Below are 26,161 nucleotides of genomic sequence, written 5' to 3' on the forward strand. Positions count from 1 at the left end.
GGGCAGAACCAGCCCACGGAGCGCGCCACACCGGCGCGGTTGACATCACCGCCCATGATTGTGGTCGCTGCCCGGAATCCTGATCGTCAGAGGCTGGAGGTCGACGTGGCTGCGGTGTCCCACCCGGTGTTCGCGCGGGTGTACAAAAGGCTCAGCGTCGCCATGGACCGCGCCGGCACCGCCGAGTTCCGCCGCGACCTGGTCGCCGGCCTGACCGGCCGGGTGCTCGAGGTCGGCGCCGGCAACGGGCGCATGTTCGCCCACTACCCGCGGACGGTGACCGAGGTCGTCGCGGTCGAGCCGGAACGCCGCCTGCGTGCCGCCGCCGTCTGGGCGGCCCCGGCCGCGCCGGTGCCGATCACGGTCGTCGACGGCCTGGCCGAGGCGTTGCCCGCCGCCGACGGCGAGTTCGACGCGGTCGTGGTCGCGTTGGTGCTGTGCACCGTGCCCGACCAGGCCGCCGCGCTCGCCGAGATCCACCGTGTGCTGCGCCCCGGCGGCCAGCTGCGCTTCTTCGAGCACGTCGCCGCCGAGGAGCCCGGTCGCCTCCGTCGGGTCCAACGGTTCTCCGACGCCACGCTCTGGCCGAAACTGTTCGGCGGCTGCCACACCGGCCGCGACACCACGGCCGCCATCGAGGCGGCCGGGTTCGCCATCGACGAGCTGCGTCGCTTCCGGTTCCCGGCCGGCAGTTCCAGCCCCTCCTCGCCGTGCGTTCTGGGTCGCGCGATCCAGCCGGAGCACCGGCTGCGCTGAGGTGTCATCGGGCCGTCCGCGAGGTTCAGCGCCTCGGCAGGCCGGCCAGCCAGTCGTCCAGGGCCGCCGGGCTCGCATCGCGGCAGCGTACGCCGCAGCGGCGAGCGGGCCTCACCAGCTGCTGCCGGGACAGGCCGGCCGCGTGCCGGGCCCGCGTCGATAATCGCTTGCCGCACACGACGGGCGTCCCCAGAGTGGTGCCCATGACGTACTGACGGACACCACCCGCACCGCGCCGAGGCCGCTTCGCGCCGCTCGGTGCCGTACCGCCGTCCGTCCCCTTGCGATTCAGCGAGAAGTGAGCGTCGTTGTCTGAGCACCACTCCCCTCGGGAGTCTTCGTCCCCGTCCGCCCCGGCCACCATTGCCGTGTTCGCGTCCCCCGCGAGTTGGATCGAGTCCGCCGCGCTCGACCAGTGCCGGCAGGTGGCCGCCCTCGACGGCATGGTCCACGTTGCCGGGATGCCGGACCTGCACCCGGGCAAGGGCGCCCCCATCGGCGCGGCCATGGCGTCGACCGTGCTGTACCCGTTCCTGGTGGGCTCGGACATCGGCTGCGGCATCGCGGTGTTCCCCATTCGACTCCGGCGCGTCGTACCCGAGCGGCTGGCTGCCCGGTTCCCCGACCTCGACCGCGCGCTCGACCCCGAGCGGGACGCCGACGATCCGGCCTGGACCGTCGTCGCGGGCGACGTTCCCGCCGGCCACCGGGACGGTCTCGGTACGGTCGGCCGCGGTAACCACTTCGTCGAGCTGGCTCGCGTCGACACCGTCTTCGCACCCGAGCACGCGCACCGACTCGGGCTGGCCACCGGTGACCTCGTCCTCGTCGTGCACAGCGGCTCGCGGGGCCTGGGTGAGCGGATCCTGCGCACGCACACCGAGACGCACGGGGCGGGCCCCGCTCCCGACCCGGCCGCGTACCTGGCCCGGCACGACGAGGCGGTGCGCTGGGGCTCGCTCAACCGGCGGCTGCTGGCCGCCCGGGTCGCGTACGCCCTGGGGGCCGAGCCGACCGAGCCGGTCGTCGACCAGTGCCACAACCTGGTCGAGGTGCGCGACGGCGTCTACCTGCACCGCAAGGGGGCGGCGCCCGGTGACGGCCGCGACGTGCTCGTCGCCGGTACGCGGGGTACCGCGTCGTACCTGGTGGCCGCCCACGCCGGGGCGGACGCCAACCACTCGGTGGCGCACGGCGCGGGCCGGAAGATGTCCCGTGCCGACGCGCTGCGCCGGGGCCGGGCCAAGCACACGGTCGAGGAGTTGCGGCGTACCCCGGTGGGTTCCCTGGTGGTGTGCGGTGACCGCCAGTTGCTCTTCGAGGAGGCGCCCACGGCGTACAAGCGGATCGAGCAGGTGATCGGCGATCTCGTCGAGCACCGGCTCGCCACGCCGGTGGCCACCACGATCCCCCTGGTCACCTACAAGACGCCGGATGTCGGGGCCGCGTCGAGGTCGGACCGGCGCGACAAGCGTCGCGGGCGGGGTCGGTCGTGAGCGCGCAGCTGCTGCTGTCCGCCGGCCGTGGGCCGCGGGAGTGCGCGTGGGCGCTGGCCCACCTGTTGCGCCGCCTGGAGGCTGACGCCACCCGGCAGGGCGTGACCGTCCAGCGGGTCCACGCGGTGCCCGGTGACCGGCCCGGCACCTACCGGTCGGTGCTGATCCGGTTGTCCGGCGCCGACGTCGAGGCGTTCGCCGCCTCCTGGACGGGGACGCTGTGCTGGCAGGCGCCCAGCCCCTACCGGACGAGCGCCGGTCGAAAGAACTGGTACGTGACCGCGCAACCGCCGCCGAGCGACGCGCCGCCGACGACGTTCGCCGAGGCCGACGTCGACATCGTCGGCTGCCGCACCGGCGGTCCCGGCGGCCAGCACCGGAACAAGGCCAGCACGGCGGTACGCGCCACGCACCGCCCCTCGGGCCTGGTCGTGGTGGTGGACGACGAACGGCAGTTCAGTCTGAACCGGCGCGTCGCCCTTGAGCTGCTGCGCCAACGGGTCGAGCGCGGCGACGAGGCGGCCCGCCGCGCGGTCACCACCGCCCGTTGGCGCATCCACGACGACCTCGTGCGGGGCGACCCGACCCGCACCGAACGCCCGTAGCGCAGCGCGCTCAGACCTCCAGGACCGCGTCGGCGAAGGCCCGCGGCGCCTCCTGGGGCAGGTTGTGCCCGATGCCGCCGCCGACGGTCCGGTGCTCGTACCGGCCGGCGAACTGCTTGCCGTAGACACTCGGGTCCAGGTGGGGAGCGCCGTTGGCGTCACCCTCCAGGGTGATGCTGGGCACCGAGATCCTCGGCTTGCCGGCCAGGCGCTTCTCCACCTCGTCGTACTGCGGTTCGCCCTCGGCCAGGGCCAGCCGCCACCGGTAGTTGTGGATCACGATGTCGACGTGGTCGGGGTTGTCGAACGCGGCGGCGCTGCGCTCGAAGGTCGCTTCGTCGAACATCCACCGCGGCGATGCGGTCTGCCAGATCAGCCGGGCGAAGTCGCGGCGGTTGCGGTCGTACCCCTGCCGGCCGCGCTCGGTGGCGAAGTAGAACTGGTACCACCAGGCGAACTCGGCCTTCGGCGGCAGCGGCGTCCGGCCCGACTCCTGGCCGTCGATCAGGTAACCGCTGACCGACACCAGACCGGAACAGCGCTCAGGCCACAACGCGGCCACGACATCGGCCGTACGCGCACCCCAGTCGAACCCGGCCAACTTCGCGCTGTCGATGCCCAGGGCGTCCATGAGGGCGATGAGGTCGAGCCCCATGGCGGCCGGCTCGCCGTTGCGGACGGCGTCGTCGGATCGGAACCGCGTCGTGCCGTGACCCCGCAGATACGGCACGACGACCCGGTGGCCGGCGTCGGTGAGCAGCGGTACGACGTCGACGAAGCTGTGGATGTCGTACGGCCAGCCGTGCAGCAGGATCACGGGAGCGCCGTCGGCCGGGCCGGCGTCCACGTATCCGACGTTCAGGACCCCGGCGTCGATCTGTCGCACGTCATCGAACAGTGCCATCGAACCGGTCTCCTTCCTCGGCTGATTCCGGCTGTCGAAACGCGGCTCCGGACCACCGGCCCAGCCCCGAAATCGTAGGAATCCACGAGCCGCCGGACAGCGAGTTGCGCAAGAACAGCAGCGCCGGTGCGCGGATCGCTAGAATGCGTCCGCAAACAGGACACTTCCCGTGTGGTCGCCGCGCTGGTCGTAGGGTGATGACATGGCTGAGCGATCCCTGACCCTGATGGCGGTGCACGCGCACCCCGACGACGAGGCGACGAGCACCGGTGGCGTCCTCGCCCGGTACGCGGCCGAAGGTGTCACCACGGTCCTCGTGACCTGTACCGACGGGCGATGCGGCGACGGCCCCGGCGGGGCGAAGCCCGGTGGGCCCGGCCACGACCCGGCCGCCGTCGTGGCGATGCGTCAGGCCGAGCTGGAGGACAGCTGCGCGACGTTGAAGGTCACCCACCTGGAGACGCTCGGCTACGCCGACTCCGGGATGATGGGTTGGTCGACGAACGACCAGCCCGGCTCCTTCTGGACGACGCCGGTGGCCGAGGCCGCGGACCGGCTCGCCGACCTGATCCGCCGCTACCAGCCGGACGTCATCGTGACCTACGACGAGAACGGCTTCTACGGCCACCCGGACCACATCCAGGCGCATCGCATCACCATGGCCGCCGTCGCGCAGACCGACATCCCCGCGAAGGTCTACTGGACCACCGTGCCGCGGACGGCGTTCGCGGAGTTCGGCCGGATCATGAAGGAGCTCGGCGTCGAGTGGGCCGAGCCGGACCCGTCGTCCGACCAGCCCGAGCTGGGGCTGCCCGACGACGAGATCACCACCTGGGTCGACACCCGGAGCTACGGCGCGCAGAAGTTCGAGGCCCTGGCCGCGCACGCCAGCCAGACCGAGAACATCTTCTTCCTCCAGTTGGGCCCGGAGCGGTTCACCGAGCTGATGGGCAGGGAGACCTTCGTCCGGGTGCGGGACACCACGGGCGCGCCGGTGCCCGAGGACGACCTCTTCGCCGGCCTGCGCTGACGCGTACCCACACCCGGCGGCGGGCCCGCTACCGTTGCCGGGTGCGGGTGGTGGTGGCGGAAGACCTCGTGTTGTTGCGGGACGGGTTGATCCGGCTGTTGGAGGCCCACGGCTTCGAGGTGGTCGCCGCCGTGGGCACCGGGCCGGATCTGCTGACCGAACTCGTCACGCGGCGCCCCGACGTGGCCGTGGTCGACGTGCGGCTGCCGCCGTCGTACACCGATGAGGGTCTGCGGGCCGCGCTCGCGGCGCGGGCCGAGGTGCCGGGGTTGCCGGTGCTGGTGCTCTCTCAATACGTGGAGCGACTGTACGCGCGGGAACTGCTCGCCGACGGCCACGGCGGGATCGGCTACCTGCTCAAGGACCGGGTGTCCGACCTCGGCGAGTTCGTCGCCGCGGTCCGCCGGGTCGCCGCGGGCGGCACCGCGCTCGACCCCACAGTGGTGGCGAAGCTGCTCGACAGCCGGACCCGGGTGCTGCCCCTGGACCGGTTGACCCCTCGCGAGCGGGAGGTGCTCGGGCAGATGGCGCAGGGCCGGTCCAACGCCGCCATCGGCGCCGCCCTGTTCATCACGGAGAAGGCCGTCGCCAAGCACACCAACAGCATCTTCGCCAAACTCGGGCTGCAGTCCTCCGAGGACGACAACCGGCGAGTCCTCGCCGTCCTCGCCTACCTCGACGCATAGGGGTACTGGCACCACCACGGGAGGGGTTCCAGGCTCCTCGAAACGCGTCGCGCCAGCGGCGAGCCTGAGACCATGACCGCAACCGTCAGCACGACGGCCCTCCAACCGGGCCCCGTCCCCCGCACCGACCGCGCCCTCGCCCCCGACCTCGCCCGGGGCGCCATGCTGCTGTTCATCGCGCTCGCGAACGCCGCGAACGCCGCGTTCGCCGGCCAGCCCGGCCTGGACGGCACGCCGCACGGCGCGCAGCGCGTCGTCAACGCCGTCCTGGCGACGTTCGTCGACAGCCGCGCCTACCCGGTCTTCGCCGTCATGTTCGGGTACGGCCTCGTGCAGATCGCCCGACGACAGGGCGAGGGCGCACGGCGGATCCTGCTGCGGCGCAACGCCGCCCTGATCGTCTTCGGCCTGTGCCACGCGACGCTGCTGTACTTCGGGGACTTCCTCGGCGCGTACGGCATCGTCGGTATCGCCGCCACCCTGCTGTTGCTGCGCCGCGGCGACCGGTTCCACCGCGTCGTGCTGTGGCTCTGGGGCATCCAGACCGCGTACGCCGGGGTCCTGGCGGTGACCGCGCTCGTCGGCGCGCGCGGCGGCAACGCCGTCCTCACCAACACGCCGAACCCGTCGCTCGCCGCCTCGTCGTACGGCCAGTCCATCCTCGACCGACTCGCCGAGTGGCCGGTCCACACCGCCACCGTGCTCCCGTTCATCGTCATCGTGTGGCTGGGCATCTGGGCGGCCCGGCACCGCATCCTGGAGAACCCAGCCGCGCACCGCGTGCTGCTGCGCCGCGTCGCCGTCGGCTGCCTCGGCATCTCCGTCGTCGGCGCGCTCCCCTACGCGCTCATCGCCGCTGGTGCCGTGCACGTCGACGCCGCTACGGTCGGGACCATGGCACTCGTCCACGCCGTGAGCGGCGAGTACGGAGGGCCCGGCTACGTGGCGTTGTTCGGCCTGCTGGCACTGCGACTCGACCGTGCCCGCCGCGGCCGTGCCCTGCTCGCCCCGGTGGTCGCGCTCGGGCAACGGTCGCTGAGCGGATACCTGTTGCAGTCCGCGGTGTGGCTGGCGCTGTTCGCGCCGTGGGCGCTGCACCTGGAGGGCACGTACGCCGCCGCCGGCGTGGCGGTCGTCACCTGGCTGGTCTCGCTGGCCGCCGCCTGGACGCTGAGCGTCACCGGTCACCGGGGGCCGGCGGAGACGCTGCTGCGACGCATCACCTACCGCACCACCCGCCGATGACCGCCATCACCCGCAGGACCGTGGCCGGGGCGCTCTGCGTCGCGGCCACGGTCGCCTGGCTGGTCACCGGCCGTGGCGTGTTCTGGCCCCGGTGGGTGTACTTCGGGGTCGGCATCGTGCTGCTCGGCCGGCTCCTGCTGCGGCGGGCACTGCGGGTGCCACCGGGCCGGCGTCTCTGGCTCGCCCTCGACGTCGCCGCGTGCGCCCTGATCGGGTGCGCCGACCTCAGCGTCTGGGTGCTCACCGGTGGCGGCTACTTCTGGCCGGCCTGGACGTTGCTCGGCCTGGCGACGATCGTCGGGCTGCACGCCTGGGTGGTCAGTCGCCCTCCCGGCGCCCGCGAGCGGGAGCTCACCGAGCGGATCGCCACGCTGACCCGTTCCCGCCGCAGCGCCGTGGACCAGCAGGCGGCCGAGCTGAAACGGATCGAGCGCGACCTGCACGACGGGGCCCAGGCCCGCCTGGTGTCCCTGGCGCTGACCCTCGGCCTGGCCGGGGACCTGCTGCGCCGCGACGTCGACGGTGCCGCGCAACTGCTGGCGGAGGCCCGCGCCACGGCGACCGCCGCCCTCGACGACCTTCGCACCGTCACCCAGAGCATCCACCCGGCGGTCCTCGCCGACCGCGGCCTCGGTGACGCCGTCCGCGCCCTGGCGCTCGACCTCGCCGTGCCCGTCACCGTCACCGGCGACCCGCCCGCGCAGCTCCCACCGGCGGTGCAGACCGCGGCGTACTTCGCGGTGGCCGAAGCCCTGGCCAACGTGGCGAAACACAGCGGCGCCACGGCGGCGTGCGTGACCTTCGACCAGGCCGGCGACATGCTACGGATCCAGGTCGACGACAACGGTTCCGGTGGCGCCGACCCGGGCCGCGGCACCGGCCTGCGCGGCATCATCGGTCGCCTCGACGCCATCGACGCCCGCCTGTCGGTCGACAGCCCGGTCGGCGGCCCGACCCGGGTCAGCGTCACGATCCCGATCGAGCCGGCATGAAACTGCACAGGCACCGCAGGCACCGCAGGCCGACGGCCCGCACGCTCCGCGGCGGTACGCCTCAGGACGTCGCGGCCGACTGCCCGCTGCGGCTGTCCGGCCGTACGCCCTGGTCGGGGCGGTGGGTCAGCACCCGGGGGCCGGTCTCGGTGACCGCGACGGTGTGCTCGGAGTGGGCCGAGCGCGAGCCGTCCGCGGACCGGATCGTCCAGCCGTCCTGGTCAAATTTGATCTTGCCGGTGCTGCGGCAGAACCACGGCTCGATCGCGAGCGTCAGGCCGGGCTTGAGCTTCATGCCCCGCCCGGGTCGGCCGTTGTTGGGCACGTGCGGGGCCTCGTGCATGGTGCGGCCGATGCCGTGCCCGCCGAACTCGTCGTTGACCTGGTAGCCGTAGCGGTGGGCGACCTCCCCGATGGCGGCGGAGATGTCGCCGAGCTGGTTGCCCGGCCGCGCGGCGTCGATGCCGGCCGCCAGCGCGACCTCGGTGGCCTCGATCAGCTTCAGATCCGCCGGGTCGGGGGTGCCGACGACGACGGACAGCGCGGAGTCGGCGGCCCAGCCGTCGATCCCGACCGCCATGTCGATGCTCAGCAGGTCACCGTCGCGCAGGACGTAGTCGTGCGGCAGACCGTGCAGCACGGCGTCGTTGACCGAGAGGCACAGGACGTTGCGGAACGGGCCGCGACCGAACGACGGCGTGTAGTCCCAGTAGCAGGATTCGGCGCCCCGCTCCCTGATTCGGCGGCGGGCGTGGTGCTCCAGGTCCAGCAGGTTGACCCCTGCGGCGGCCACCGCACGCAGCTCGGCCAGCAGCTCGCCGACGAACCGGCCGGTCACGGCCATTCGATCGACTTCCGCGGCGGTTTTCAGCTCGATCACGATCAACCCTTCCGTCTCCGGTGCGGTATATTTATACCACGTTGGCCCGAGGGGTCGGCGGGTCGACATTGCCGGTCCGCGCGGACGCATCTATCCTGCTCACATGGTCCGCCCACCCCTCACACCGGAACAGATCGCCGCGGGGCAACGCCTCGGGGCGGCCCTCCGGGTCGCACGGGGCAGCCGCAGTCTCGTCGAGGTGGCCCTGGCGGCCGGCATGTCACCCGAGACGCTGCGCAAGATCGAGGTGGGCCGGCTCCCGGCACCCGCGTTCGGCACCGTGGTCTGCCTCAGCGAGGTCCTCGGCGTCGCGCTCAGCGACCTGGCCGAGGTGTGGCTGGCCGATCTGCGCGTCCGTGAGGCGTCCTGAGCACTCAGTCGACGACCGCTGGGTAGCCTTGAGCCCATGATCTTCATTACCGCGAAATTCCGGGTGCTGCCCGAGCACGCCGACCAGTGGCCGCAGATCGCCGCCCCGTTCACCGAGGCGACCCGCGCCGAGCCGGGCTGCCTGTGGTTCGACTGGTCCCGCAGCCTGGACGACCCGACCGAGTACGTCCTGGTCGAGGCCTTCCGCGACGACGAGGCAGGCGCGGCCCACGTCCAGTCGGCCCATTTCCGCGCCGCGCAGGAGACGCTGCCGCCGCACCTGGCCGAGACGCCGCGCATCGTCAACGCCACGGTCCCGCAGCAGGACTGGTCGCTGCTCGGCGAGATGGCCGTACCCGAGGCCCGCTGACCGCCGGCCGACGCCGGCAGGGCCACTTTCCGCCGTTTCCGCTCGGCGCTTTTCGCCAACCCGGGCCGGTAGCTCCACTGGGGACTGTCGGATATCCGCGATCCCCGACGCCGGCCCGGGTGGAGGATGTCGGACATCGATCTCGTCGCTAAGGTCCAGCGTGACAAGCGCCTGCCGGGGAAGGCGGTGATCGATGCGTTGCGTCACCTGTGGGGCCGACACCGATGCGGCGCTCCCCACCTGCCAACGGTGCGGTTCGGCCCTGCCCGGCGCCGCCGTGCCGCAGCAGGAGTCTCCGCCCCGCGCGTTCTCCGTCGCGACCGAGCCTCCCGACCCGACCACCGAGCCGCCCGGCCCGACCGTCCTCGCGACCGAACCGCCCAGCGCGACACCCTTCACGACCGAGCCACCCAGCGCGACACCCTTCGCGACCGAACCGCCGGGGGCGTCGCCCGTCGACGGCGGGGCCTCGGGCGCGATGTCGGGGGCGGCCCTGCCACCCCCGCTGTGGGACCTGCTGGTGTGTGCGGTGCTGTTCGCCGGCTGGGCGCTGGTGCTGCTGCTCGTCGCGCTCGCCCGGGGCGCCCAGGAGCCGTCCGAGGTGCCGGGTCGACTGGCCCTGTGGCACTACGTGCTCGCCGCGCTCGCCGTGGCCATCTACCTGTTGACGGCCGTCCGGGGCGTACCCGAGTCACCTGGCTACCTGTGGGCGCGCGCGGCCCGGGGTGACGGCCGTGACGGTGACCTGAGGCGAGGGCTCCAGCTTCTGGTGCCCACGGTCGTGGTGACCGTCGCGGTGGCGCTCGTCGCGGGCATGACAGTGCCGCTGTCCGCCGCCGTCTCCGAGGCGACGTCCACCTCGGCGACCCCGACCGCCGACGACGAGGTGCCCACCGAGACGCCGCCGACGCCCGACCCGGTCCCGACGACGACGCCCGGCCCGGAGACGCCGACGCCGACGGTGAGCGACGATCCGGATGCCCGGCGGCAGACGCAGGCCCAGGCGGTGGACGCGCTGCTGTCGGAGTCGATCGCCTCGCGCGGTGACCTGGCCATCGCCATCGCGGCCGTGGGAGAGTGCCGCGACCTGAACCGCTCGCTCGGCCTGTTGGACGGCGTGACACGCCAACGCCGCACCCAGCGTGACCAGGCCGAGGCGCTGACCGTCGACGCGCTCACCGACGGGCCGGCGATGCGCTCCCACCTGGTCTCCGCCTTCACGTACGCCGGGGACGCCGACGCGGCCTACGCCGCCTGGACGCGACGCTCCATCAGCTCCGGCTGCTCGCTCGACGCCAACTGGCGGCGGGGCAACCAGCTCTCCGAGCAGTCCCAGAAGGCCAAGAACGAGTTTCTGCGCCGGTGGAACCCGATCGCCACCTCATGCGGGTTGCCCACCCGCACCAGCAGGGAAATCTAGGGAGCCGGGAGATGACGACGTGACGGTGACCGAGGCGCCGCAGACCGACCCCTTCGATTTCCCGTCGTACCAGGTGCCACCGCGGCTGTCCGACACCACCCGGCAGTTGTGTGGCGCGGCCTACCTCGACCAGAGGTACGCCGAGACGGTGATCAGAGAGGTGATCGAGGACGAGCGGCGTGCCGTCGCGCTCTCGTTCGGCTTCGACCTCAACGCGGTCGTCCGGCACTGCTTCCGGGCGCAGCACCGCTACCTGGTCCGCGACAGCATTCTGTTCGGGCTGCTCGTCATCGGTCTGCTGACCTCGATCACCGCCACCGTGGGCTGGGTGGTGCTCGGGTTCACCGTGCTGCTGGCCCGGTCCCGGGAGTCGCGCCAGCTGTCCCTGCCCGTCCGCGTCCTGTTGTACGGCACGCTGATCACCATCGTGCTGTGCAGTGGCGGCCTGGCGCTCGTGCTGCCTCTGTTCACTGTGTCGAGCGGCCTCGAGTTCTTCGCCGGCTCCCTGCTGGGCACCGGCCCCGACCTCAGCGCCGACTCACTGGTCGAGGCGCTGCAGGCCAGGATGACGGCCGGCCTCTTCGGCTTCCTGGCCTGGATGCCCCTCCTGCTCGGTGTCGCCACCCTCGCCGTCCTCGTCCGGTTCGAGCGCACCACCCACCAGATCCTGACCGACGAGCTGCGCCCCGGCATCCCACCGGTCCTGCCGACCCTGCCCAACGAACGGGTGGCCCGCCGGCTCGACCTGGTGGCCCGCGCCCAGTACGGCAACATCACCGTCCAGGAACGGGACCCCTTCCTGGGCTGCGGTGCGGCCGAGCACGGCTGGTCGTACGCCATTCCGGTGCGGCCCGCGCCCGGCCGGGCCGCCGGCCGCGACGGCAGCCCGGATGCCTCGCCGATCGACCAGGCGGAGCTGGGGCCTGCGCTGACCGCGCACGTCCGGGCGGCGATCCGGCGGATGCGGGAGGATCCGCTGCCCCGCGCCGTCCGGGTGCCCGGGCTCTCCCTGGTGCCGCACATCGTCGCCGACGGGGTACGCCGGCAGGGTGACCCGCTGCTCGACCCGGTGACCGGGATGCCGCGCAGCCGCGCCTCGGAAGAGGTGATCGACGTGATCGTCCGGCATCCGCAGGGCGGCCTGCGCTACTACGACCGGATCGTGGTCAGCGGCGCCGGCAAGCCCCTGCACACCGCCGACGGACGGCTCGTGCTGCCCGAGCAGAACCTCGGCATCGACATCTCCGCGTTCGTGCACGCCGCCGTCGAGGGCGGGTTGCTCTACGTCGAGTTCGTCACCACCGTGATGCCCCCCATCGAGGCCCGGTACGCGGTGGTCGATCGGCTGCGGCCCGAGCAGTCGATGGTCCGGATCGTGCGTGACGTGCTGGCGAACATGGTGACCGACTCGGTGCTCAGCGGCTGGCACCTCATCAAGCGACTGCGGCACGATCGGGGCATGAAGACCCGGATGGACGACGCGCTCGCCGCGAGCGAGCAGTTCCGGACGCACGACTACGGCGCCCGGGTCAGTGTGCGTCAGCTCGTCGCCGAGCGGACCGCGGTCAAGCACCTGCAGCTGCTCGACGAGTGGAAGTACACCAAGCTGCTGGAGCGGGCCGTGCTGGAGGCGGTCGTGTCGTTCCTGACCGAGCGGGGCCTGGACACCGGCGATCTGGTGCAGCGCGCGTCCGAGGTCCAGAACATCTTCGGCAACGTCAACACCATCTTCGGCGGTCAGCAGGCGTTCGCCAGCTCCAATGTCACGTTCGAACAGCACACCTAGGAGGCCCTCGATGGCGGACCCGGATCAGCCGGCCCGGTCGATCGTGTTCCACAACACGATCCATGGTGGGCAACAGGCGATGGCCAGCGACAACGTCACCATGGTCCAGTACAACGGGACCAACGACCTCGCCGAGCGGTTCGACGCGCTGCTGCGCACCCTGAAGGAGCATGTCGCCGACTTCCAGGACCCGGATCGCGCCGGCCGCGAGGTGACCGCGATCGAGGTCGCACGCGAGCAACGGCAGCCGGATCCCAAGCCGGTGCTGACGTCGTTGGAGACACTTGCCGCGTTGGCCACGGTCGGCGGCACGCTGGCGGAGGCGGTCAGGGCCGCCATCGACATCGTCTCCCAGCACTGGCCACTCTGACCGTACGGTGAGCAGAGCTGGCTGGCCCGACGGCACCAAGGGCGCCCGGGTCGGTGCGAGCGAATACCCACGGTCGTCTATGGACATGCCATCCTGTTAACGCTAACGTAGCCGACGACCGTCGATATCTGAGCGTAATCTGACCGTCACGAAGGGCCTGTCATTGCTGGTCCCGGCTGTGCGGTCGACATCGTTCGCGGCGTGGGGCGGGTGGAGCGTGGCCGGCACGGGACGGCCCGGGATCACCACCGGGCGACCCGCGCCGAGGGCCGGACGATTCCAGGCCACGGCCACTTCATCGATCACCGCCGCGTCCCCGGGCAGGACCGTCGGCGCTGACCGGCAACCGTAACGCCACGTACCGAACCGCCTGGCCCGCCGACCACGCCGTCCCCGACGGCTCACCCCGGCGCCGGACGGCCTCGGTGTCGTCGTACGCGGCCACAGACCGGGCCAGGTCCCGCCGTCCCCCTGCTCAGAGTCCGGGCCCGAGCAGGGGGAACGGGCCGGCCCCCGGCACATCGTCAATCTCTCACCGATGAGGAGAGCACGTGCGACTCAGACAACCCCGCCACCGGCGGTCGGCGCTCATCGCCGCCGCCGCCACACTCGTGCTCGTCGGCGCCGCCCTCACCCAGACCGGCGCCTCGGCGGCCGCCGCCGGATGCCAGGTCACCTACTCGGTCAGCTCCCAGTGGCAGGGCGGCTTCGGTGCCAACGTCACCATCACCAACCTGGGCGACGCCGTCAACGGATGGCGACTGACCTGGAACTTCGCCGCCGGCCAGACCGTCACCCAACTGTGGAACGGCAGCTACACCCAGGCAGGCAGCGAACTCACCGTCACCAATGCCCCCTACAACGCCAGCATTCCCACCAACGGCAGCACGAGCTTCGGCTTCAACGGCAGTTGGACCGGCAGTAACCCCGTACCGGCCTCCTTCGCCCTGAACGGCACCACCTGTACGGGAGGGGTGAACCCGACGACCCCGCCGCCGACCACACCGCCACCGACCACACCGCCACCCACCACACCGCCGCCGACCACACCGCCACCCACCACACCGCCGCCGACCACGCCTCCGCCGAGCACGACCCTGCCGTGCGACATCTACACGGCCGGTGGCACGCCCTGCGTCGCGGCGCACAGCACCACCCGTGCCCTGTACGCCTCCTACAACGGGTCGCTCTACCAGGTACGCCGATCCTCGGACAACAGCACCCGCAACATCGGGGTGCTCAGCACCGGAGGACGGGCCAACTCCGCCACCCAGGACAGCTTCTGCGCGAACACCACGTGCGTCATCACGGTCATCTACGACCAGTCCGGGCGCGGCAACAACCTCGGCTACCAGGGCGCGGGGGGCATCGGTGGCGCCGTGCAGCCGGCGGTGGCGACCAGGGAGTCGTTGACTGTCGGCGGCAACAAGGTCTACTCGCTCTACATCAACGGCAACAGCAGCTACTGGCGCGACGGGCACCTGACCGGCATCCCGACCGGGGCCGCGCCGGAGGGCATGTACATGGTGACCAGCGGGACCCACGTCAACAGCGGCTGCTGCTTCGACTATGGCAACAGCGAGACCACCCGTCGGGCCGACGGCCGGGGCACGATGGACGCCATCTACTTCGGAACGAGTTGCTGGTTCGGCGGCTGCTCCGGCAGCGGTCCCTGGGTGCAGGCGGACCTGGAGTGGGGTCTGTTCCCGGGCGGCAGCAGCTCGTGGAACCCGAACCAGCGGGCGTTCACCAGCAAGTTCGTCACCGCTACGTTGAAGAACAACGGTACGACGCGCTTCGCCATCAAGGGCAGCAACTCCCAGTCCGGCAACCTCTACACGCTCTGGGACGGCTCGCTGCCCTCGGGCTACAACCCGATGCGGAAGCAGGGCGCCATCATCCTGGGCAGTGGTGGCGACTGCTGCATCGACAACTCCAACCAGAGTGTCGGAACCTTCTACGAGGGCGCGATGGTGGCGGGCTACCCGTCCGACGCGACCGAGAACGCGGTGCAGGCGAACATCGTCGCCGCCGGCTACCGCTGAGGTCCCGCGGCCGCCACCCCCGTCTCGCGGCGTGTGGCGGCCGCGACCAATCCGCTACGCCGCGTGGCCCGGCTCGGGAAGGTTCCCGAGCCGGGGTGAGCCCGCGCGGCGACGCCAAGCGGCGGCAGGCATCATGTCGGCGTGAACTCAACCCTGGCCGCCCTGCTCGGCTCCGCGATCACCGCCTTCGCATCGCTGTTCGTGGTGTCGGTGCACAGTCGGATCAGGCGGCGGCAGCGCGAGCGGGCCGAGCTTCAGCGGGCGTACGTCCTGGTTCTGTCCGGCGCCCTACGCCTCGCCCACAAGGCCGAGGCGTTGCGGCAGACCGGGTACTGGCGGTCGGGCCTGCCGGAGGCGGGTAACGACCTGCTCGGAGGGCACAAGCCGCTGGGGCCGATGATGCTGCACGACTGGCTGGCCCGGGACATGGTCACGGTGGAGGCCGCCTGGTCGGAGATCTGGACGCGCGGGGACCAGGACGGCATCGCGCTGACCAACGGGCTGATGACCGCGTTCAACGGGGTGCTGGCCGCCGCGCTGCGGGCCAGCGGTACGGAGCCGTTCGAGTCGTCCGACGAGATGACGATCGCCAGCCGCCGCCTCGGCGAGGCACGTCGGCAGCTCGCCCTGCACGCGCGCCGGGTCGCCAAACTGGGCCCGCGAGACGTCGACCTGTTCACCGAGCGCGAGTACGGCGTACCGGTGGGCTGAGGTCTCGTTTCGTTGCCGCGGTGGCTTGGGGCTGGGAAAGAGGCTCGGGTCGCTCGGCGGGCGTGGGCAGGACCAGGTGGACGACCCCGAGCATCAGTGCCGCCACCACACCGTCGAGCCAGTAGTGGTTGCCGGTGGCCACGACGACCAGCAGGGTGACGAGCGGGTGGGCCAGCCACAGCCACCGGAGGCGCCCGCGGGTCACCGCGACGAGCGCGACGGCCACGACCAGCGCCCACCCGACGTGCAGGGACGGCATGGCGGCGTACTGGTTGCTGAGGGTGTCGGTGTCGGGTGGACCGTAGACGGTGGGCCCGAACCGGCGGCCGGTGTCCACCAGGCCCGTCAGCGCGGTCAGCCGGGGCGGCGCCAGGGGAACCAGAAGGTGCAGGGCCAGAGCCGCCGCGGTGAGACAGGCGAGCACGCGACGCGTCCACAGGTAGTGCGCCGGGTGTCGCAGGTATAGCCAGATGAGGGTGATCACCGTCGCGGGGAAGTGCACGTACGCGTAGTAGCCGTTGGCCAGGTGCGCCACCAGGTCGTGCGCGAGCAGCGGATGCTGGACGGCAGCCTCGTCGGGCAGGTGGAACAGCCGCTCGATGTGCCAGACCGACTCGCCGTTGGCCAGCGCGGTCGACACCCGACCGGCCACCGCCATCCGCGCCACCTTGTAGAGCAGGAACAGCGTGGCGACGAGCAGCAGCTCGCGCGCCGCGCGGCGGGCCGGAGCGGCCCGCCGGCCGGGTGCCACCGGCTGCGGCACCGCCAGCTCGGCGATCTCCACAGGCGCCTCGATTCAGTCACTGTCGCCGGGTGGATCGGGCCGCCACCGTCTCCAGACGGTGGCGGCCCGCTGCGGTCGGACGTCAGCGCCGGTCGGGCGTCCCCCTCGGCGCGGGGTCGACGGAGACCTGGTCGAACGCGGGCGCCCCGTCGACCGCGTCGGCGCCGACCGCCGTCGTCGTGGCGGCGTCCGGCAGGTCGAGGCTGGTCCGCAGGGTCACCGGCCGGAGCAGGAGCGCGGCGATGACGCCGACCACCCCGATGGCGGCCGAGATGAGGAAGATGTGCCCGGTGGCGTCGCCGTACGCGGCCCGCACGATGTGCTGGATCCCGTCGGGCAGCGCGGTGATGTTGAGGTTGCTGTCGCCGCCGGCGCCGGAGGCGGGGATCCCGGCGGCGGTCAGGTCACGCGTGATCTGGTCGGTGACCCGGTGGGCGAGGACGGCGCCGAGCACCGAGACACCGATGGTGCCGCCGAGCGACCGGAAGAACGCGACGCTGGAGCTGGCCGCGCCGATGTCCTTGAGGGCCACCGTGTTCTGGACGGCGAGGACGAGGTTCTGCATGGTCATGCCGACGCCGGTGCCGACGATGAACATGGCGACGCCGACCAGGACGAGCGACGTCTCGTGGTCGATGGTGCCGAGCAGCGCGAACCCGGCGACCAGGATGATCGAACCGGCGACGATGTACGGCTTGATCCGCCCGGTCCGGGTGATCAGCCGCCCGGCGACGATCGAGGAGCCGAGGACGCCGGCCATCATCGGGATGGTGAGCAGGCCGGCCTCCGTCGGGCTGTAGCCGCGGCCGATCTGGAAGTACTGGCCGAGGAAGACCGCGCCGCCGAACATGGCCATGCCGACCGCGAGGCTGCCGAGGATGGCCAGCGCGGTGGTGTGCTGGCGCACGATGCCGAGTGGGACCACCGGCTCGGCCGCCCGCGACTCCACCCAGACCGCGAGGGCGAGCAGGAGGAGCGCGCCGCCCACCATGACCCCGGTCTGCCAGGAGACCCACGCGAACGAACCGTCGACGAAGGAGATCCAGATCAGCAGCACGCTGACGCCGGCGGCGATCAGGGTGGCACCCAGGTAGTCGATCTTGACGTTCTCCCGCCGCAGCGTCGGCAGGTGCAGGGTCGCCTGGAGCAGGATCAGCGCGATGGCGGCGACCGGCACACCCACGAAGAAGCACCAGCGCCAGCCCAGCCAGGACGTGTCGACGATGAGGCCGCCGAGCAGCGGGCCGCCGACGGTCGCGACCGCCATGACGCCGCCGAGGTAGCCGTTGTAGCGACCCCGCTCACGCGGCGGGATCATGGCGGCGATCGCCACCTGGACGAGGGCCTGCAGGCCGCCGACCCCGATGCCCTGGAACGCGCGGGCCGCGATGAGCTGCCCCGCGCTCTGCGAGAAGCCGGCGATGACGGAGCCCAGCAGGAAGACCACGATGGCGATCTGGATGAGGAGCTTCTTGTTGAACAGGTCAGCCAGTTTGCCCCAGATCGGGGTGGTGGCGGTCGCGGTGAGCAGGGTCGCGGTGACCACCCAGGTGTACTGGTTCTGGGAGCCGTTCAACGACCCAATGATCTTGGGAAGCGCGGTCGAGACGACCGTGCTGCTCAGCATCGCGACGAAGAGCACCAGCAGCAGACCGCTGAGCGCCTCGAGCGTCTGCCGATGGGTCATCGGCTCGGTGCCGGCCGTGGTGGTGGGTGCGCTCATCGCGCGGCCTCCAGCTTGTCGTGGTTGGCGAGGGCGACGTCGAACAGGGCTGCGCGGCGAGCGCCGTGGGTTCACGAACCCGCGCATTCGCGCACCTGAGTTGGTTGCCTCACGCAAGCATCTACCGATCTTGCCCAGTCGGCAAGTTTGCGCATTGAGAAGCCGGTCACTCGACGTACGCTGAGCGCGATGGACGAGATCACCGGTCTACGGAAGCGCAAGAAGGCGGCCACCCGCCTCGCCCTGCACGAGTCAGCCCTGCGCCTCGCGGCCGAGCAGGGCCCCGACGGCGTGACCATCGAGGCGATCGCCGACGCCGCGAACGTCTCCCGGCGGACGTTCTCGAACTACTTCTCCAGCAAGGAGGAGGCGCTCTTTCACGGCGACACGGTGCGCCTGCGCCGGCTGTTGCAGTTGGTGCACGAGCGGCCGGACAGCGAGCCGCCGTGGACCGCGCTGAGCCGGGCGGCCGAACACTCCACCAGGGAATCATCGGATGATCGCGACCACAGCTGGCTGACCCGACGCCGGCAGCTGCGCGGGCACCCCGGCCTGGCCGCGCAGCAGGTCGCGGCGTACACCGCGATCGAGCGCGAGCTGGCCGCGGAGCTTGCGCACCGGCTCACCGGCGCGGCGGTGGAGCTGCGCTCCCGTCTGTTGACCGCGACGTTCCTGGCCGCCCTGCGCGTCGCCACCCAGCACTGGATCGACCACCCGGGCGACGACCTGCTGGAGATCGTTCGCACCGCGCTCGCCGAGGTCGCTCCCCCGTCGGCCGCCGCACCGGCAGACGACTCGACGACCTGACCATCGACAGGTGTACGACCCGACACGGCGCGCACCGGCCCGCCGCCAGCGAGCGCCACAGCGGAACGACGGCGGGCCCCGTCGCGCCGGCCACCACCGCCGGGAGCGGTGGTGGCCAGCGGACGAGGCCCGCCGTCGACGGGGTCAGCGGTAACCAGCGGTCACCACGTTGGCCTGCACCGCGTTCTCGGTCGCGTCGGACGGGTAACCGGCGACCATGGCCCCCTCGTAGAAGGTGCCGGCGCTCAGGTTCGCGCCCCCGTCGGGCTTGCAGCAGTCACCGCCACTGCCCAGGATGATCGCGCCCTGCTTCTTCATGGGGCTGTATCCCGACGGGAGCGAGCCGTCCCACAGCGTGTAGAGGCTGCCGGACTGGGCGTCGCTGCCCTTCATGGCGAAGCGGGACGTGCCGTTGTTCTTGAGCGTCGCCGTGACGAACTTGCTGGTGAACGCCCGCTGGTTCGGGTTCCACGAGCTGCTGCCACCGGGGAACAGACCCCACTCCAGGTCGGCCTGCACCCAGGGACCACTGCCGGAGCAACCGCCGAACCAGCACTGCTTGCCGAAGTTGATGGCGTCCATCGCGCCGGCGGCGTCGGCCTTGCGCGTCGTCTCGCTGTTGCCGTAGTCGAAGCAGCAGCCGCTGTTGACGTGGGTCCCGCTGGTCACCATGTACATGCCCTCGGGCGCCGCGCCGGTCGGCACGCCGGTCAGGTGCCCGTCGCGCCAGTAGCTGTTGCCAGGATTGATGTAGAGCGAGTACGCCTTGGCGCCGCCGACCGTCAGGGACTCCGAGGTCGCGGTCGCCGGCCTGCTCTGCGGCGAGCCCGGAACCACGCTGGACCCCTGGTACCAGAGGTCGTTTCCGCGCCCGGACTGGTCGAAGACGACGGTGATCACGCAGGTCGTGCCGGAGCAGAACGAGTCCTGCGTCGCCGCGTTGGCGGTGCCGCCCGTGCCGGTAAGGCCGATGTTGCGGGTGGTGTTGTCCGACGAGCGCCGGACCTGGTAGAGGTTGCCGGCGTACGTCGCGTAGAGGGCTCGCGTCGTGCTGTGGGCCGCCACGCACGGGGTGCCGCCGGAGGCGTAGATGTCGCACGGGCGCGCGCCGCTCGGCGGCGGGGTGGTGGTCGGCGGGGTGGTGGTCGGCGGGGTCGTTGTCGGCGGGGTGCTCGGCGAGGCCCACTGCTGGTTGGCGCCGCCGTTGCAGGCCCAGAGGATCAGTTTGGTGCCGTTCGCGGTGGCCGCGCCGTTGGCGTCCAGGCACAGCCCGGACTGCACACCGGTGATGGTGCCGTTGCTGTTGACGTTCCACTGCTGGTTGGTCTGGCCGTTGCAGTCCCAGATGATCGCCGCGGTGCCGTTGGTGGTGCCCCGGCCGGAGGCGTCCAGGCACTTGTTGCCGTACACCGTGAGCTGCTTGCTCGACGTCCAGGTCCAGGTCTGGCCGGCCGCGCCGTTGCAGTCCCACAGTTGGGTCTGGGTGCCGTTGGTGGTGCTTGAGTTGGGAACCTCGACGCATCGACCGGACGGGACGCCGACGATGGTGGTGCTCTGCCCGGGCGCGATGGCGGCGGCCGCCAGCGGCGCGGCGGCGGCCTCGGCGGCGGACGATCCGGCGCCGGCCGTCGCACCGACGGTGACGAGGACGAGGACGCCGGCCAGTGCGCTGGCCAGGACGGCCAGGCGTGGGAGGCGACGTCTCGGGATGGGATCGCGGGCCATGCCTGACCCGGCGGGGGACGGGGTTCGCACGAGGTGGCTCCTCGGAGTCGTGACGGCGTGGATGGCCGACGCCGCAGGTGGTGGTGGCGGGGGCAGCCGAATCGATTCGCGGCAATCGTAGGATCAATTTTCGATGAGTGTCAATGAATGCCCGCCCGGCGGGAGTCCGGCGGTGGCCGCCCGTGCCGACGGCCACCGCCTGACCTCTTCCGCGACGCCTACCGCCCCCAGACCCGCCAGGTCTGGTTCAGCGGGCTGCCCTGGCTGACCGCGTTGCAGGTCCACTGGAGGACCGTCGCGCGAGCCGCCGTGGAGACCCCGTTGACGTCGACACACTTGCCGCTGTGCCGGGCGACGAGCTGGTAGTCGTGCGAGTCGTTACCGGAGTAGGTCACCTTCCGGAGGGTGAACTGCTGGTTGAGCCCGTTCTGGCAGGTCCACTGGGTCACGGCGGCGCCGTTGGCGGTGGAGACGCCGCTGACGTCGAGGCACTTGCCGCTCTGCTGGTTGACCACCGTGTAGGTGTCGGCCACGCCGGCGACCGGCCGGAAGTTCCAGAGCTGCTGGTCACCGCCCTCGCAGTAGAACTGCTGCTGGACGTTGCCGTCGGCGGTGCTCAGGCCGGGGTTGTCCAGGCACTGCTGGGAGTGCTGGGCCACCGCCACCGACTGGAAACCCGCTTCGGAGGGTGGCAGCAGGGTCACCGTGTACGTGTCGTTCTGGTTGCCGTACGGCAGGGTCACTGTGGCGTTGTTGTTGGACACGGTGACGACGCTGTTCGAGACCGTGATCGGCCCCTGCACCGCACCACCGTTGTTGTACGGGATGCGCTGCGTTAGCACCCGCACCTGGTTGTTCTGCACCACGCCACTTGTCGTGTCGAGGCGTTGCAGGTTGACGGCCAGGTTCCCGGTCGTACGACCACCACCGACCAGGACCTTCGCCACCCCGTTCGCCTTCGTGGCGTACGCGTCGTACGACTGGCTGCCGGTCACCGACACGATCTGTCCGGCCTGGGAGGCGTAGTAGCGGTAGACCCACCACTCGCCCTTGGGCTGGTACTGGCCGGCCGAGTTGCGGATCAACAGGTTGCCGAGGTCGTTGTGCAGGTTGCCGGCGCTGGCCCAGTTGGCCCGCAGACCGTCCGCGCCGGCCCGCTCCAGACGCGCGATGTACCAGGCGCCGTCGGCCGGGTTCTGCTCGTTGGTCGCCCCGTACTCGTTGATCTGGTAGGGGCGGGGATGCGGGATGCCGCGCGGGTCGAGGGTGGCGTTGGCGGCGGCGACGTTGGCCACCGGGTCACCGGGCAGGGAGTGCCAGCTGATGATGTCCGGCACCGTGTTGGTCGAGCGCACGAAGTCCAGGTACTGGTTCCAGAACGCGTGGTTGGTCGACGGCACGCAGGCGCAGCTCGGCCCGACGATGAGCTGGTTGGGGAACTCCGTCCGGAGGCGCTGGTACGTGCGCCGCCAAAGTTCGAGGTACTGGGAGATCGGCCGGTTCCAGAAGATGGTGATGTTGGGTTCGTTCCAGATGTCCCACTGCACCGACAATCCGGACGCCCGGACGTCGCTGATCACCCGGGTCAGGAAGTTGTCGTAGTCGGTCCAGTTGCCGTTGTCGCCGGGGAAGCGGGAGATGCCGGCGCCGTCGGCGCCCCAGAGGTCGTGCGGCAACAGGATGAACTGCCCGCCCAGGGCGACGGTCCGACGGGCCTGGGCGACGGTGGCGTTCCAGCGGCGGTCATAGTTTCCGCCGACCCAGCCGCTGCCGGGCAGTTGCGCGCCACCCGCGCGCATGTAGCGGAAGTTGACGTCGCGGTAGAAGTGGTCGGGCGGGCCGCTGGCGTTCTCGGTCATGCCGTAGATCCAGCCGGACGCGCGGTAGGTCGGCGTGCCGGTGGTGGTGGAGAAGTTGACGCTGATCGACTCGTCGGCGGCCTGGGCCGGGGACGCGGCGACGGTGACGGCGGTGGTTGCGGCGAGCAGGCCGACGACGAGTCGGGCGACGAGCGCGTGGGCTCGCCCCGACCTGCTGCGGGACGGGGTTTTCACGGGCGGCTCCTTGGTGGGGCGCGGGGGACGCTCTCCGGAGGGCTGCGCTTGCGAATCGATTCGCAGGGATCGTAGGTCGGAGACTCATCCGTGTCAATGAAGTGACGATCGCGTGAAGCCGCTGTTTCCCAGCAGTGCCTCCGTGGACGCTCACCAACCCTTGACCATCGCGCACGGGCGGTCCTATCTTCGTGCGAACCGGTTCGTCGAATCGGTTCGCCTCATGGTCGGACGTGGTCCGGCCCGCGACGGTCAACCCACGACACCCACCTGACGATCGACTTGAAGTGAGGCAGCACATGACACGACTCAACCGACGGCGGCGCCTGGCCGCCGTTGCCGTGCTAGCGCTCGCCGCGGTGACGGCGAGCGCCTGCTCGTCGTCGTCCGGCGACTCCGACGGTGGCGGCGGCGCGTACCTCGTCTGGGACCCGTATCCGCAGTTCGCCGACGACTCCGACTGGGTCGCCCTGCTCAAGAAGTGCGGAACCTCGGCGGGCGTGACGGTCGAGCGGACCGGCTACGACACCACCGACCTCACCAACAAGGCGCTGCTCGCCGCCCAGCAGGGCAACTCGCCGGACGTGCTGATCGTCGACAACCCGGTCATCTCGACACTGGCCGAGGCCGGCGCGCTCACCACCACCGAAGAGAACAAGCTGGACGTGTCGAGCATGGCGGCGAACCTGCTCGGCGCCGGCCAGAGCGCGGGCAAGACGTACGGGGTGCCGATCGGGGCCAACACCCTCGCGCTCTACTACAACAAGGACCTGTTGACCGCCGCCGGCGTCGACCCGGCCTCGGTCAAGGACTGGACGTCACTGACCGCGGCGCTGACGAAGGTCAAGGCCAAGGGCAAGAAGGGCATCACCTTCTCCGCGATCGGCACCGAGGAGGGCAGCTTCCAGTTCCTGCCCTGGTTCTGGGGATCGGGCGCCCAGCTGACCAGCCTGGACTCGCCGCAGGCGGTGTCCGCGCTGACTCTCTGGACGGACTGGCTGGGGCAGGGCTACGCCCCGAACTCGGTCATCAACAACACCCAGACCACGAGTTGGCAGGAGTTCGCCACCGGCGACTTCGCGTTCGCCGAGAACGGCACCTGGCAGTTGGCCAACGCGGAGAAGCTCGGCTTCTCGTACGGCACCATCGCGATCCCGGCCAGCGCCGGTGGGCCGGCCCCGGCGCCGACCGGTGGCGAGTTCGTCTCGATCCCGGTCCAGAAGAAGACCGACCGGTACGCGACGTCGCAGAAGCTCGTCACCTGCCTCACCAGCGCCGACAATCTCCTCACCACCGACACCACGCTCTCCTACGTCGCGCCCGTCGCCGCCGTGCAGGACCGGCAGGCAACCGAGAACCCCAAGCTCAAGGTCTGGGTGGAGGCCGTCCGGGCGGCGAAGGGCCGCACCGGTGACAACCTCGGCACGAAGTACCCGAAGATCTCCGAACCACTGTGGACCGCCGTGCAGGCAGCCCTGAGCGGCGGGAAGTCGCCGCAGGAGGCGCTGACCGCCGCGCAGGCCTCGGCCACGAGCAAGTAAGCGCGCCGAACCGACACGATGACCCCCACGACGCGGATTTCCACCATCACGCGAGGCCACGGTGGGGCGGCTGAGGCCGCCCCGCCCGGGCCCCCCGCGCCTCGAAGCCGCCGGCCCGGACGTTGGCTGGCGTGGGGCTTCCTGGCGCCGACGGTCGTCTACCTGCTGGCCTTCTACGCCTACCCGCTCTACCGCAACGTCGAGCTGAGCCTGCGCGAGTACACCGTCCGCTCGTTCGTGCAGGGCGGCGCACCCTTCGCCGGCCTGGACAACTACCGCACCGTCCTGGCCGACCCGGCGTTCTGGCCGACGTTGGCGCACACAGTGGTCTTCACCGGCGCGTCGCTCGTCTTCCAGTTCAGCATCGGCATGGCCCTGGCCCTCTTCTTCCGCCAGAACTTCCCGCTGTCGGGCACCCTGCGGGCGCTGATCCTCGTACCGTGGCTGCTGCCGCTGATCGTGTCGGCCTCGACCTGGTCGTGGCTGCTCAACAGCGACTCGGGCCTGGTCAACGCCGCGCTGGGCGTCGTCGGGATCGACCCGGTCAACTGGCTCACCTCGCCGACCTGGTCGCTCACCTCGGTGATCATCGCGAACGTCTGGATCGGCATTCCGTTCAACCTGGTGGTGCTCTACAGCGGCCTTCAGGCGATCCCGGTCGAGGTGTACGAGGCGTCCGCGCTCGACGGCGCGACCGGTTGGCAACGGTTCTGGTCGATCACGTTCCCGCTGTTGCGCCCGGTCTCCGCGATCACCCTGCTACTGGGGCTGATCTACACGCTGAAGGTCTTCGACATCATCTGGATCATGACCAGGGGCGGCCCGACCGGTTCCTCCGCCACGCTCGCCACCTGGTCGTACCGGCTCGGCTTCGGCAACCTGCTGCCCGAGTTCGGTCCGGGCGCGGCCGTCGGCAACCTGCTCATCGTGATGGCCCTGATCGCCGGGCTCGTCTACATCCGGTCCCAGCGGAGGCAGCACCTACGATGACCACGTCACCGCGTCGTGTCTGGTGGAAGACCGGAGTCGGTCTGGTGCTGACCGGGCTGATGCTCTTCCCCGTGTACTGGATGATCAATGTGTCGTTCACCCGGGACCAGGACATGCGGGCCAGTCCGCCGCACCTGTTCCCGACCGACGGCACGCTGGACGGCTACCGGGCCGTCCTCGACCAGCAACTGCCGTACCTCGGCACCAGCTTCCTCGTCGGGCTCGGCACTGTGGCGCTGACCGTGGCGCTCGCCGCCCCCGCCGGGTACGCGCTGGCGAAGCTGCGGCCACCCGGCGGCCCGGCGCTGAGCTTCCTGCTGCTGATCGCCCAGATGATCCCCGGCATCATCATGGCGATGGGCTTCTACGCCATCTACCTCACCCTCGGCGTCCTCAACACGCTGCCGGGCCTGATCCTGGCCGACACGACACTCGCGGTGCCGTTCGCCGTACTGATCTTCACGGCCTTCATGTCCGGCATCCCCGACGAGCTGCTCCAGGCCGCCGTGGTCGACGGCGCGGGACGGCTGCGTACCTTCTGGTCGATCGTGCTGCCGGTCAGCCGCAACTCGATCGTCACGGTGTCGCTCTTCGCGTTCCTGTGGTCCTGGTCGGACTTCATCTTCGCCTCGACCCTGGCCGGCGGCGGCGACCACCAGCCGATCACCCTCGGCATCTACCACTACATCGGCAACAACAACCAGCAGTGGAACGCCATCATGGCCACCGCCGTCGTCGCCTCGATCCCCGCCGCTGTGCTGCTGATCCTGGCGCAGCGGTACGTCTCGATGGGCGTGACCGCCGGCGCCGTCAAGGATTGACCATCCGCGGCGGTCGAGGACTGACCACCCGCACCACAGAAAGGCACCCGC

Annotated in this window: 24 protein-coding genes; 18 read left to right on the forward strand and 6 right to left on the reverse strand. The window is 71.1% G+C overall.

What is annotated here, in order from left to right; all coding sequences use genetic code 11:
- Positions 1-105: 105 nt before the first annotated feature.
- From ABZT87_RS29995 to prfH, 3 genes are all read left to right on the forward strand, one after another.
- Positions 106-756: a methyltransferase domain-containing protein gene (locus ABZT87_RS29995; RefSeq protein ID WP_355139741.1), complete on the forward strand. Its 651-nt coding sequence runs from the start codon at positions 106-108 to the stop codon at positions 754-756.
- Between the two features lie 308 nt (positions 757-1,064).
- A complete protein-coding gene (locus ABZT87_RS30000) occupies positions 1,065-2,252 on the forward strand; it encodes an RNA ligase RtcB family protein (RefSeq protein ID WP_355139743.1) in 1,188 nt (395 codons plus the stop codon).
- The gene (gene prfH, locus ABZT87_RS30005) at positions 2,249-2,857 is read left to right on the forward strand and encodes a peptide chain release factor H (RefSeq protein WP_355139745.1); all 609 of its coding nucleotides are present in this window, start codon (positions 2,249-2,251) and stop codon (positions 2,855-2,857) included. The genes ABZT87_RS30000 and prfH overlap by 4 nt, the downstream gene beginning before the upstream one ends.
- A gap of 10 nt (positions 2,858-2,867) precedes the next feature.
- Here prfH and ABZT87_RS30010 read toward each other — a convergent pair whose 3' ends face one another.
- Entirely contained in the window at positions 2,868-3,761 is an 894-nt protein-coding gene (locus ABZT87_RS30010) for an alpha/beta hydrolase (RefSeq protein WP_355139747.1), read from the reverse strand.
- 202 nt (positions 3,762-3,963) lie between these two features.
- On the opposite strand from ABZT87_RS30010, the gene ABZT87_RS30015 reads away from it, so the two are divergent.
- The 4 genes from ABZT87_RS30015 to ABZT87_RS30030 all read left to right on the forward strand — a co-directional run bounded on the left by ABZT87_RS30015 (position 3,964) and on the right by ABZT87_RS30030 (position 7,714).
- Positions 3,964-4,791 carry a PIG-L family deacetylase gene (locus ABZT87_RS30015; protein WP_355139748.1) on the forward strand — a complete coding sequence of 276 codons (828 nt, stop codon included), beginning with the start codon at positions 3,964-3,966 and terminating at the stop codon, positions 4,789-4,791.
- Between the two features lie 41 nt (positions 4,792-4,832).
- Positions 4,833-5,477 carry a response regulator transcription factor gene (locus ABZT87_RS30020; protein WP_354861068.1) on the forward strand — a complete coding sequence of 215 codons (645 nt, stop codon included), beginning with the start codon at positions 4,833-4,835 and terminating at the stop codon, positions 5,475-5,477.
- Between the two features lie 72 nt (positions 5,478-5,549).
- Positions 5,550-6,722: a DUF418 domain-containing protein gene (locus tag ABZT87_RS30025; protein WP_355139750.1), complete on the forward strand. Its 1,173-nt coding sequence runs from the start codon at positions 5,550-5,552 to the stop codon at positions 6,720-6,722.
- The gene (locus ABZT87_RS30030; protein ID WP_355139752.1) at positions 6,719-7,714 is read left to right on the forward strand and encodes a histidine kinase; all 996 of its coding nucleotides are present in this window, start codon (positions 6,719-6,721) and stop codon (positions 7,712-7,714) included. Before ABZT87_RS30025 ends, ABZT87_RS30030 begins: the two co-directional genes overlap by 4 nt.
- Before the next feature lie 61 nt (positions 7,715-7,775).
- On the opposite strand, the gene map is transcribed toward ABZT87_RS30030, so the two are convergent.
- A complete protein-coding gene (gene map / locus ABZT87_RS30035) occupies positions 7,776-8,594 on the reverse strand; it encodes a type I methionyl aminopeptidase (RefSeq protein WP_354861072.1) in 819 nt (272 codons plus the stop codon).
- 103 nt (positions 8,595-8,697) lie between these two features.
- On the opposite strand from map, the gene ABZT87_RS30040 reads away from it, so the two are divergent.
- The 7 genes from ABZT87_RS30040 to ABZT87_RS30070 all read left to right on the forward strand — a co-directional run bounded on the left by ABZT87_RS30040 (position 8,698) and on the right by ABZT87_RS30070 (position 15,665).
- Positions 8,698-8,964, forward strand: coding sequence for a helix-turn-helix transcriptional regulator (locus tag ABZT87_RS30040; RefSeq protein ID WP_354861073.1), 267 nt, complete (start codon positions 8,698-8,700; stop codon positions 8,962-8,964).
- A 36-nt stretch (positions 8,965-9,000) separates the two neighbouring features.
- Entirely contained in the window at positions 9,001-9,333 is a 333-nt protein-coding gene (locus ABZT87_RS30045) for a putative quinol monooxygenase (protein WP_355139754.1), read from the forward strand.
- A 193-nt stretch (positions 9,334-9,526) separates the two neighbouring features.
- Complete coding sequence (locus tag ABZT87_RS30050; RefSeq protein WP_355139756.1) at positions 9,527-10,753, forward strand: hypothetical protein; 1,227 nt, start codon at positions 9,527-9,529, stop codon at positions 10,751-10,753.
- A 19-nt stretch (positions 10,754-10,772) separates the two neighbouring features.
- Positions 10,773-12,539: a hypothetical protein gene (locus tag ABZT87_RS30055; protein WP_355139758.1), complete on the forward strand. Its 1,767-nt coding sequence runs from the start codon at positions 10,773-10,775 to the stop codon at positions 12,537-12,539.
- Between the two features lie 10 nt (positions 12,540-12,549).
- Positions 12,550-12,909, forward strand: coding sequence for a hypothetical protein (locus tag ABZT87_RS30060; protein ID WP_354861080.1), 360 nt, complete (start codon positions 12,550-12,552; stop codon positions 12,907-12,909).
- 551 nt (positions 12,910-13,460) lie between these two features.
- Positions 13,461-14,954, forward strand: a complete 1,494-nt coding sequence (locus tag ABZT87_RS30065; protein WP_355139760.1) for an arabinofuranosidase catalytic domain-containing protein — start codon at positions 13,461-13,463, stop codon at positions 14,952-14,954.
- Between the two features lie 141 nt (positions 14,955-15,095).
- Positions 15,096-15,665: a hypothetical protein gene (locus ABZT87_RS30070; RefSeq protein ID WP_355139762.1), complete on the forward strand. Its 570-nt coding sequence runs from the start codon at positions 15,096-15,098 to the stop codon at positions 15,663-15,665.
- Here the strand turns inward: ABZT87_RS30070 and ABZT87_RS30075 are convergent.
- Together ABZT87_RS30075 and ABZT87_RS30080 are read right to left on the reverse strand one after the other, a co-directional pair.
- Positions 15,631-16,449, reverse strand: coding sequence for a phosphatase PAP2 family protein (locus ABZT87_RS30075; RefSeq protein ID WP_355139764.1), 819 nt, complete (start codon positions 16,447-16,449; stop codon positions 15,631-15,633). The genes ABZT87_RS30070 and ABZT87_RS30075 overlap by 35 nt on opposite strands.
- 82 nt (positions 16,450-16,531) lie before the next feature.
- Positions 16,532-18,172 carry an MDR family MFS transporter gene (locus ABZT87_RS30080; protein ID WP_355139766.1) on the reverse strand — a complete coding sequence of 547 codons (1,641 nt, stop codon included), beginning with the start codon at positions 18,170-18,172 and terminating at the stop codon, positions 16,532-16,534.
- A 189-nt stretch (positions 18,173-18,361) separates the two neighbouring features.
- On the opposite strand from ABZT87_RS30080, the gene ABZT87_RS30085 reads away from it, so the two are divergent.
- Positions 18,362-18,979, forward strand: a complete 618-nt coding sequence (locus ABZT87_RS30085) for a TetR family transcriptional regulator (protein WP_355139768.1) — start codon at positions 18,362-18,364, stop codon at positions 18,977-18,979.
- A 144-nt stretch (positions 18,980-19,123) separates the two neighbouring features.
- Here the strand turns inward: ABZT87_RS30085 and ABZT87_RS30090 are convergent, their stop codons facing one another.
- Both ABZT87_RS30090 and ABZT87_RS30095 read right to left on the reverse strand, forming a co-directional pair.
- Positions 19,124-20,734: an arabinofuranosidase catalytic domain-containing protein gene (locus ABZT87_RS30090; protein ID WP_355139770.1), complete on the reverse strand. Its 1,611-nt coding sequence runs from the start codon at positions 20,732-20,734 to the stop codon at positions 19,124-19,126.
- A gap of 188 nt (positions 20,735-20,922) precedes the next feature.
- A complete protein-coding gene (locus tag ABZT87_RS30095; protein WP_355139772.1) occupies positions 20,923-22,758 on the reverse strand; it encodes an RICIN domain-containing protein in 1,836 nt (611 codons plus the stop codon).
- 299 nt (positions 22,759-23,057) lie between these two features.
- On the opposite strand from ABZT87_RS30095, the gene ABZT87_RS30100 reads away from it, so the two are divergent.
- From ABZT87_RS30100 to ABZT87_RS30110, 3 genes are read left to right on the forward strand one after another with little or no spacing between them, the layout of a single operon-like run.
- On the forward strand, positions 23,058-24,299 hold the full coding sequence (locus ABZT87_RS30100) for an extracellular solute-binding protein (RefSeq protein ID WP_355139774.1): 1,242 nt from the start codon (positions 23,058-23,060) through the stop codon (positions 24,297-24,299).
- An 18-nt stretch (positions 24,300-24,317) separates the two neighbouring features.
- Positions 24,318-25,289 (forward strand): sugar ABC transporter permease, encoded by a 972-nt coding sequence (locus ABZT87_RS30105; protein ID WP_355139776.1) that lies wholly within the window; start codon positions 24,318-24,320, stop codon positions 25,287-25,289.
- Positions 25,286-26,110 (forward strand): carbohydrate ABC transporter permease, encoded by an 825-nt coding sequence (locus ABZT87_RS30110; protein ID WP_354856187.1) that lies wholly within the window; start codon positions 25,286-25,288, stop codon positions 26,108-26,110. Before ABZT87_RS30105 ends, ABZT87_RS30110 begins: the two co-directional genes overlap by 4 nt.
- Positions 26,111-26,161: the final 51 nt, after the last annotated feature.

Origin of the sequence: Micromonospora sp. NPDC005237 (genome assembly GCF_040607775.1) — a bacterium.
GTDB lineage: Bacteria > Actinomycetota > Actinomycetes > Mycobacteriales > Micromonosporaceae > Micromonospora.

Coding starts and splice junctions, on each gene's coding strand:
- ABZT87_RS30010 (WP_355139747.1), bottom strand. CDS start 3,761: ATGGCACTGTTCGATGACGTGCGACAGATCGACGCCGGGGTCCTGAAC.
- ABZT87_RS30015 (WP_355139748.1), top strand. CDS start 3,964: ATGGCTGAGCGATCCCTGACCCTGATGGCGGTGCACGCGCACCCCGAC.
- ABZT87_RS30025 (WP_355139750.1), top strand. CDS start 5,550: ATGACCGCAACCGTCAGCACGACGGCCCTCCAACCGGGCCCCGTCCCC.
- ABZT87_RS30030 (WP_355139752.1), top strand. CDS start 6,719: ATGACCGCCATCACCCGCAGGACCGTGGCCGGGGCGCTCTGCGTCGCG.
- ABZT87_RS30040 (WP_354861073.1), top strand. CDS start 8,698: ATGGTCCGCCCACCCCTCACACCGGAACAGATCGCCGCGGGGCAACGC.
- ABZT87_RS30045 (WP_355139754.1), top strand. CDS start 9,001: ATGATCTTCATTACCGCGAAATTCCGGGTGCTGCCCGAGCACGCCGAC.
- ABZT87_RS30050 (WP_355139756.1), top strand. CDS start 9,527: ATGCGTTGCGTCACCTGTGGGGCCGACACCGATGCGGCGCTCCCCACC.
- ABZT87_RS30060 (WP_354861080.1), top strand. CDS start 12,550: ATGGCGGACCCGGATCAGCCGGCCCGGTCGATCGTGTTCCACAACACG.
- ABZT87_RS30080 (WP_355139766.1), bottom strand. CDS start 18,172: ATGAGCGCACCCACCACCACGGCCGGCACCGAGCCGATGACCCATCGG.
- ABZT87_RS30085 (WP_355139768.1), top strand. CDS start 18,362: ATGGACGAGATCACCGGTCTACGGAAGCGCAAGAAGGCGGCCACCCGC.
- ABZT87_RS30100 (WP_355139774.1), top strand. CDS start 23,058: ATGACACGACTCAACCGACGGCGGCGCCTGGCCGCCGTTGCCGTGCTA.
- ABZT87_RS30105 (WP_355139776.1), top strand. CDS start 24,318: ATGACCCCCACGACGCGGATTTCCACCATCACGCGAGGCCACGGTGGG.
- ABZT87_RS30110 (WP_354856187.1), top strand. CDS start 25,286: ATGACCACGTCACCGCGTCGTGTCTGGTGGAAGACCGGAGTCGGTCTG.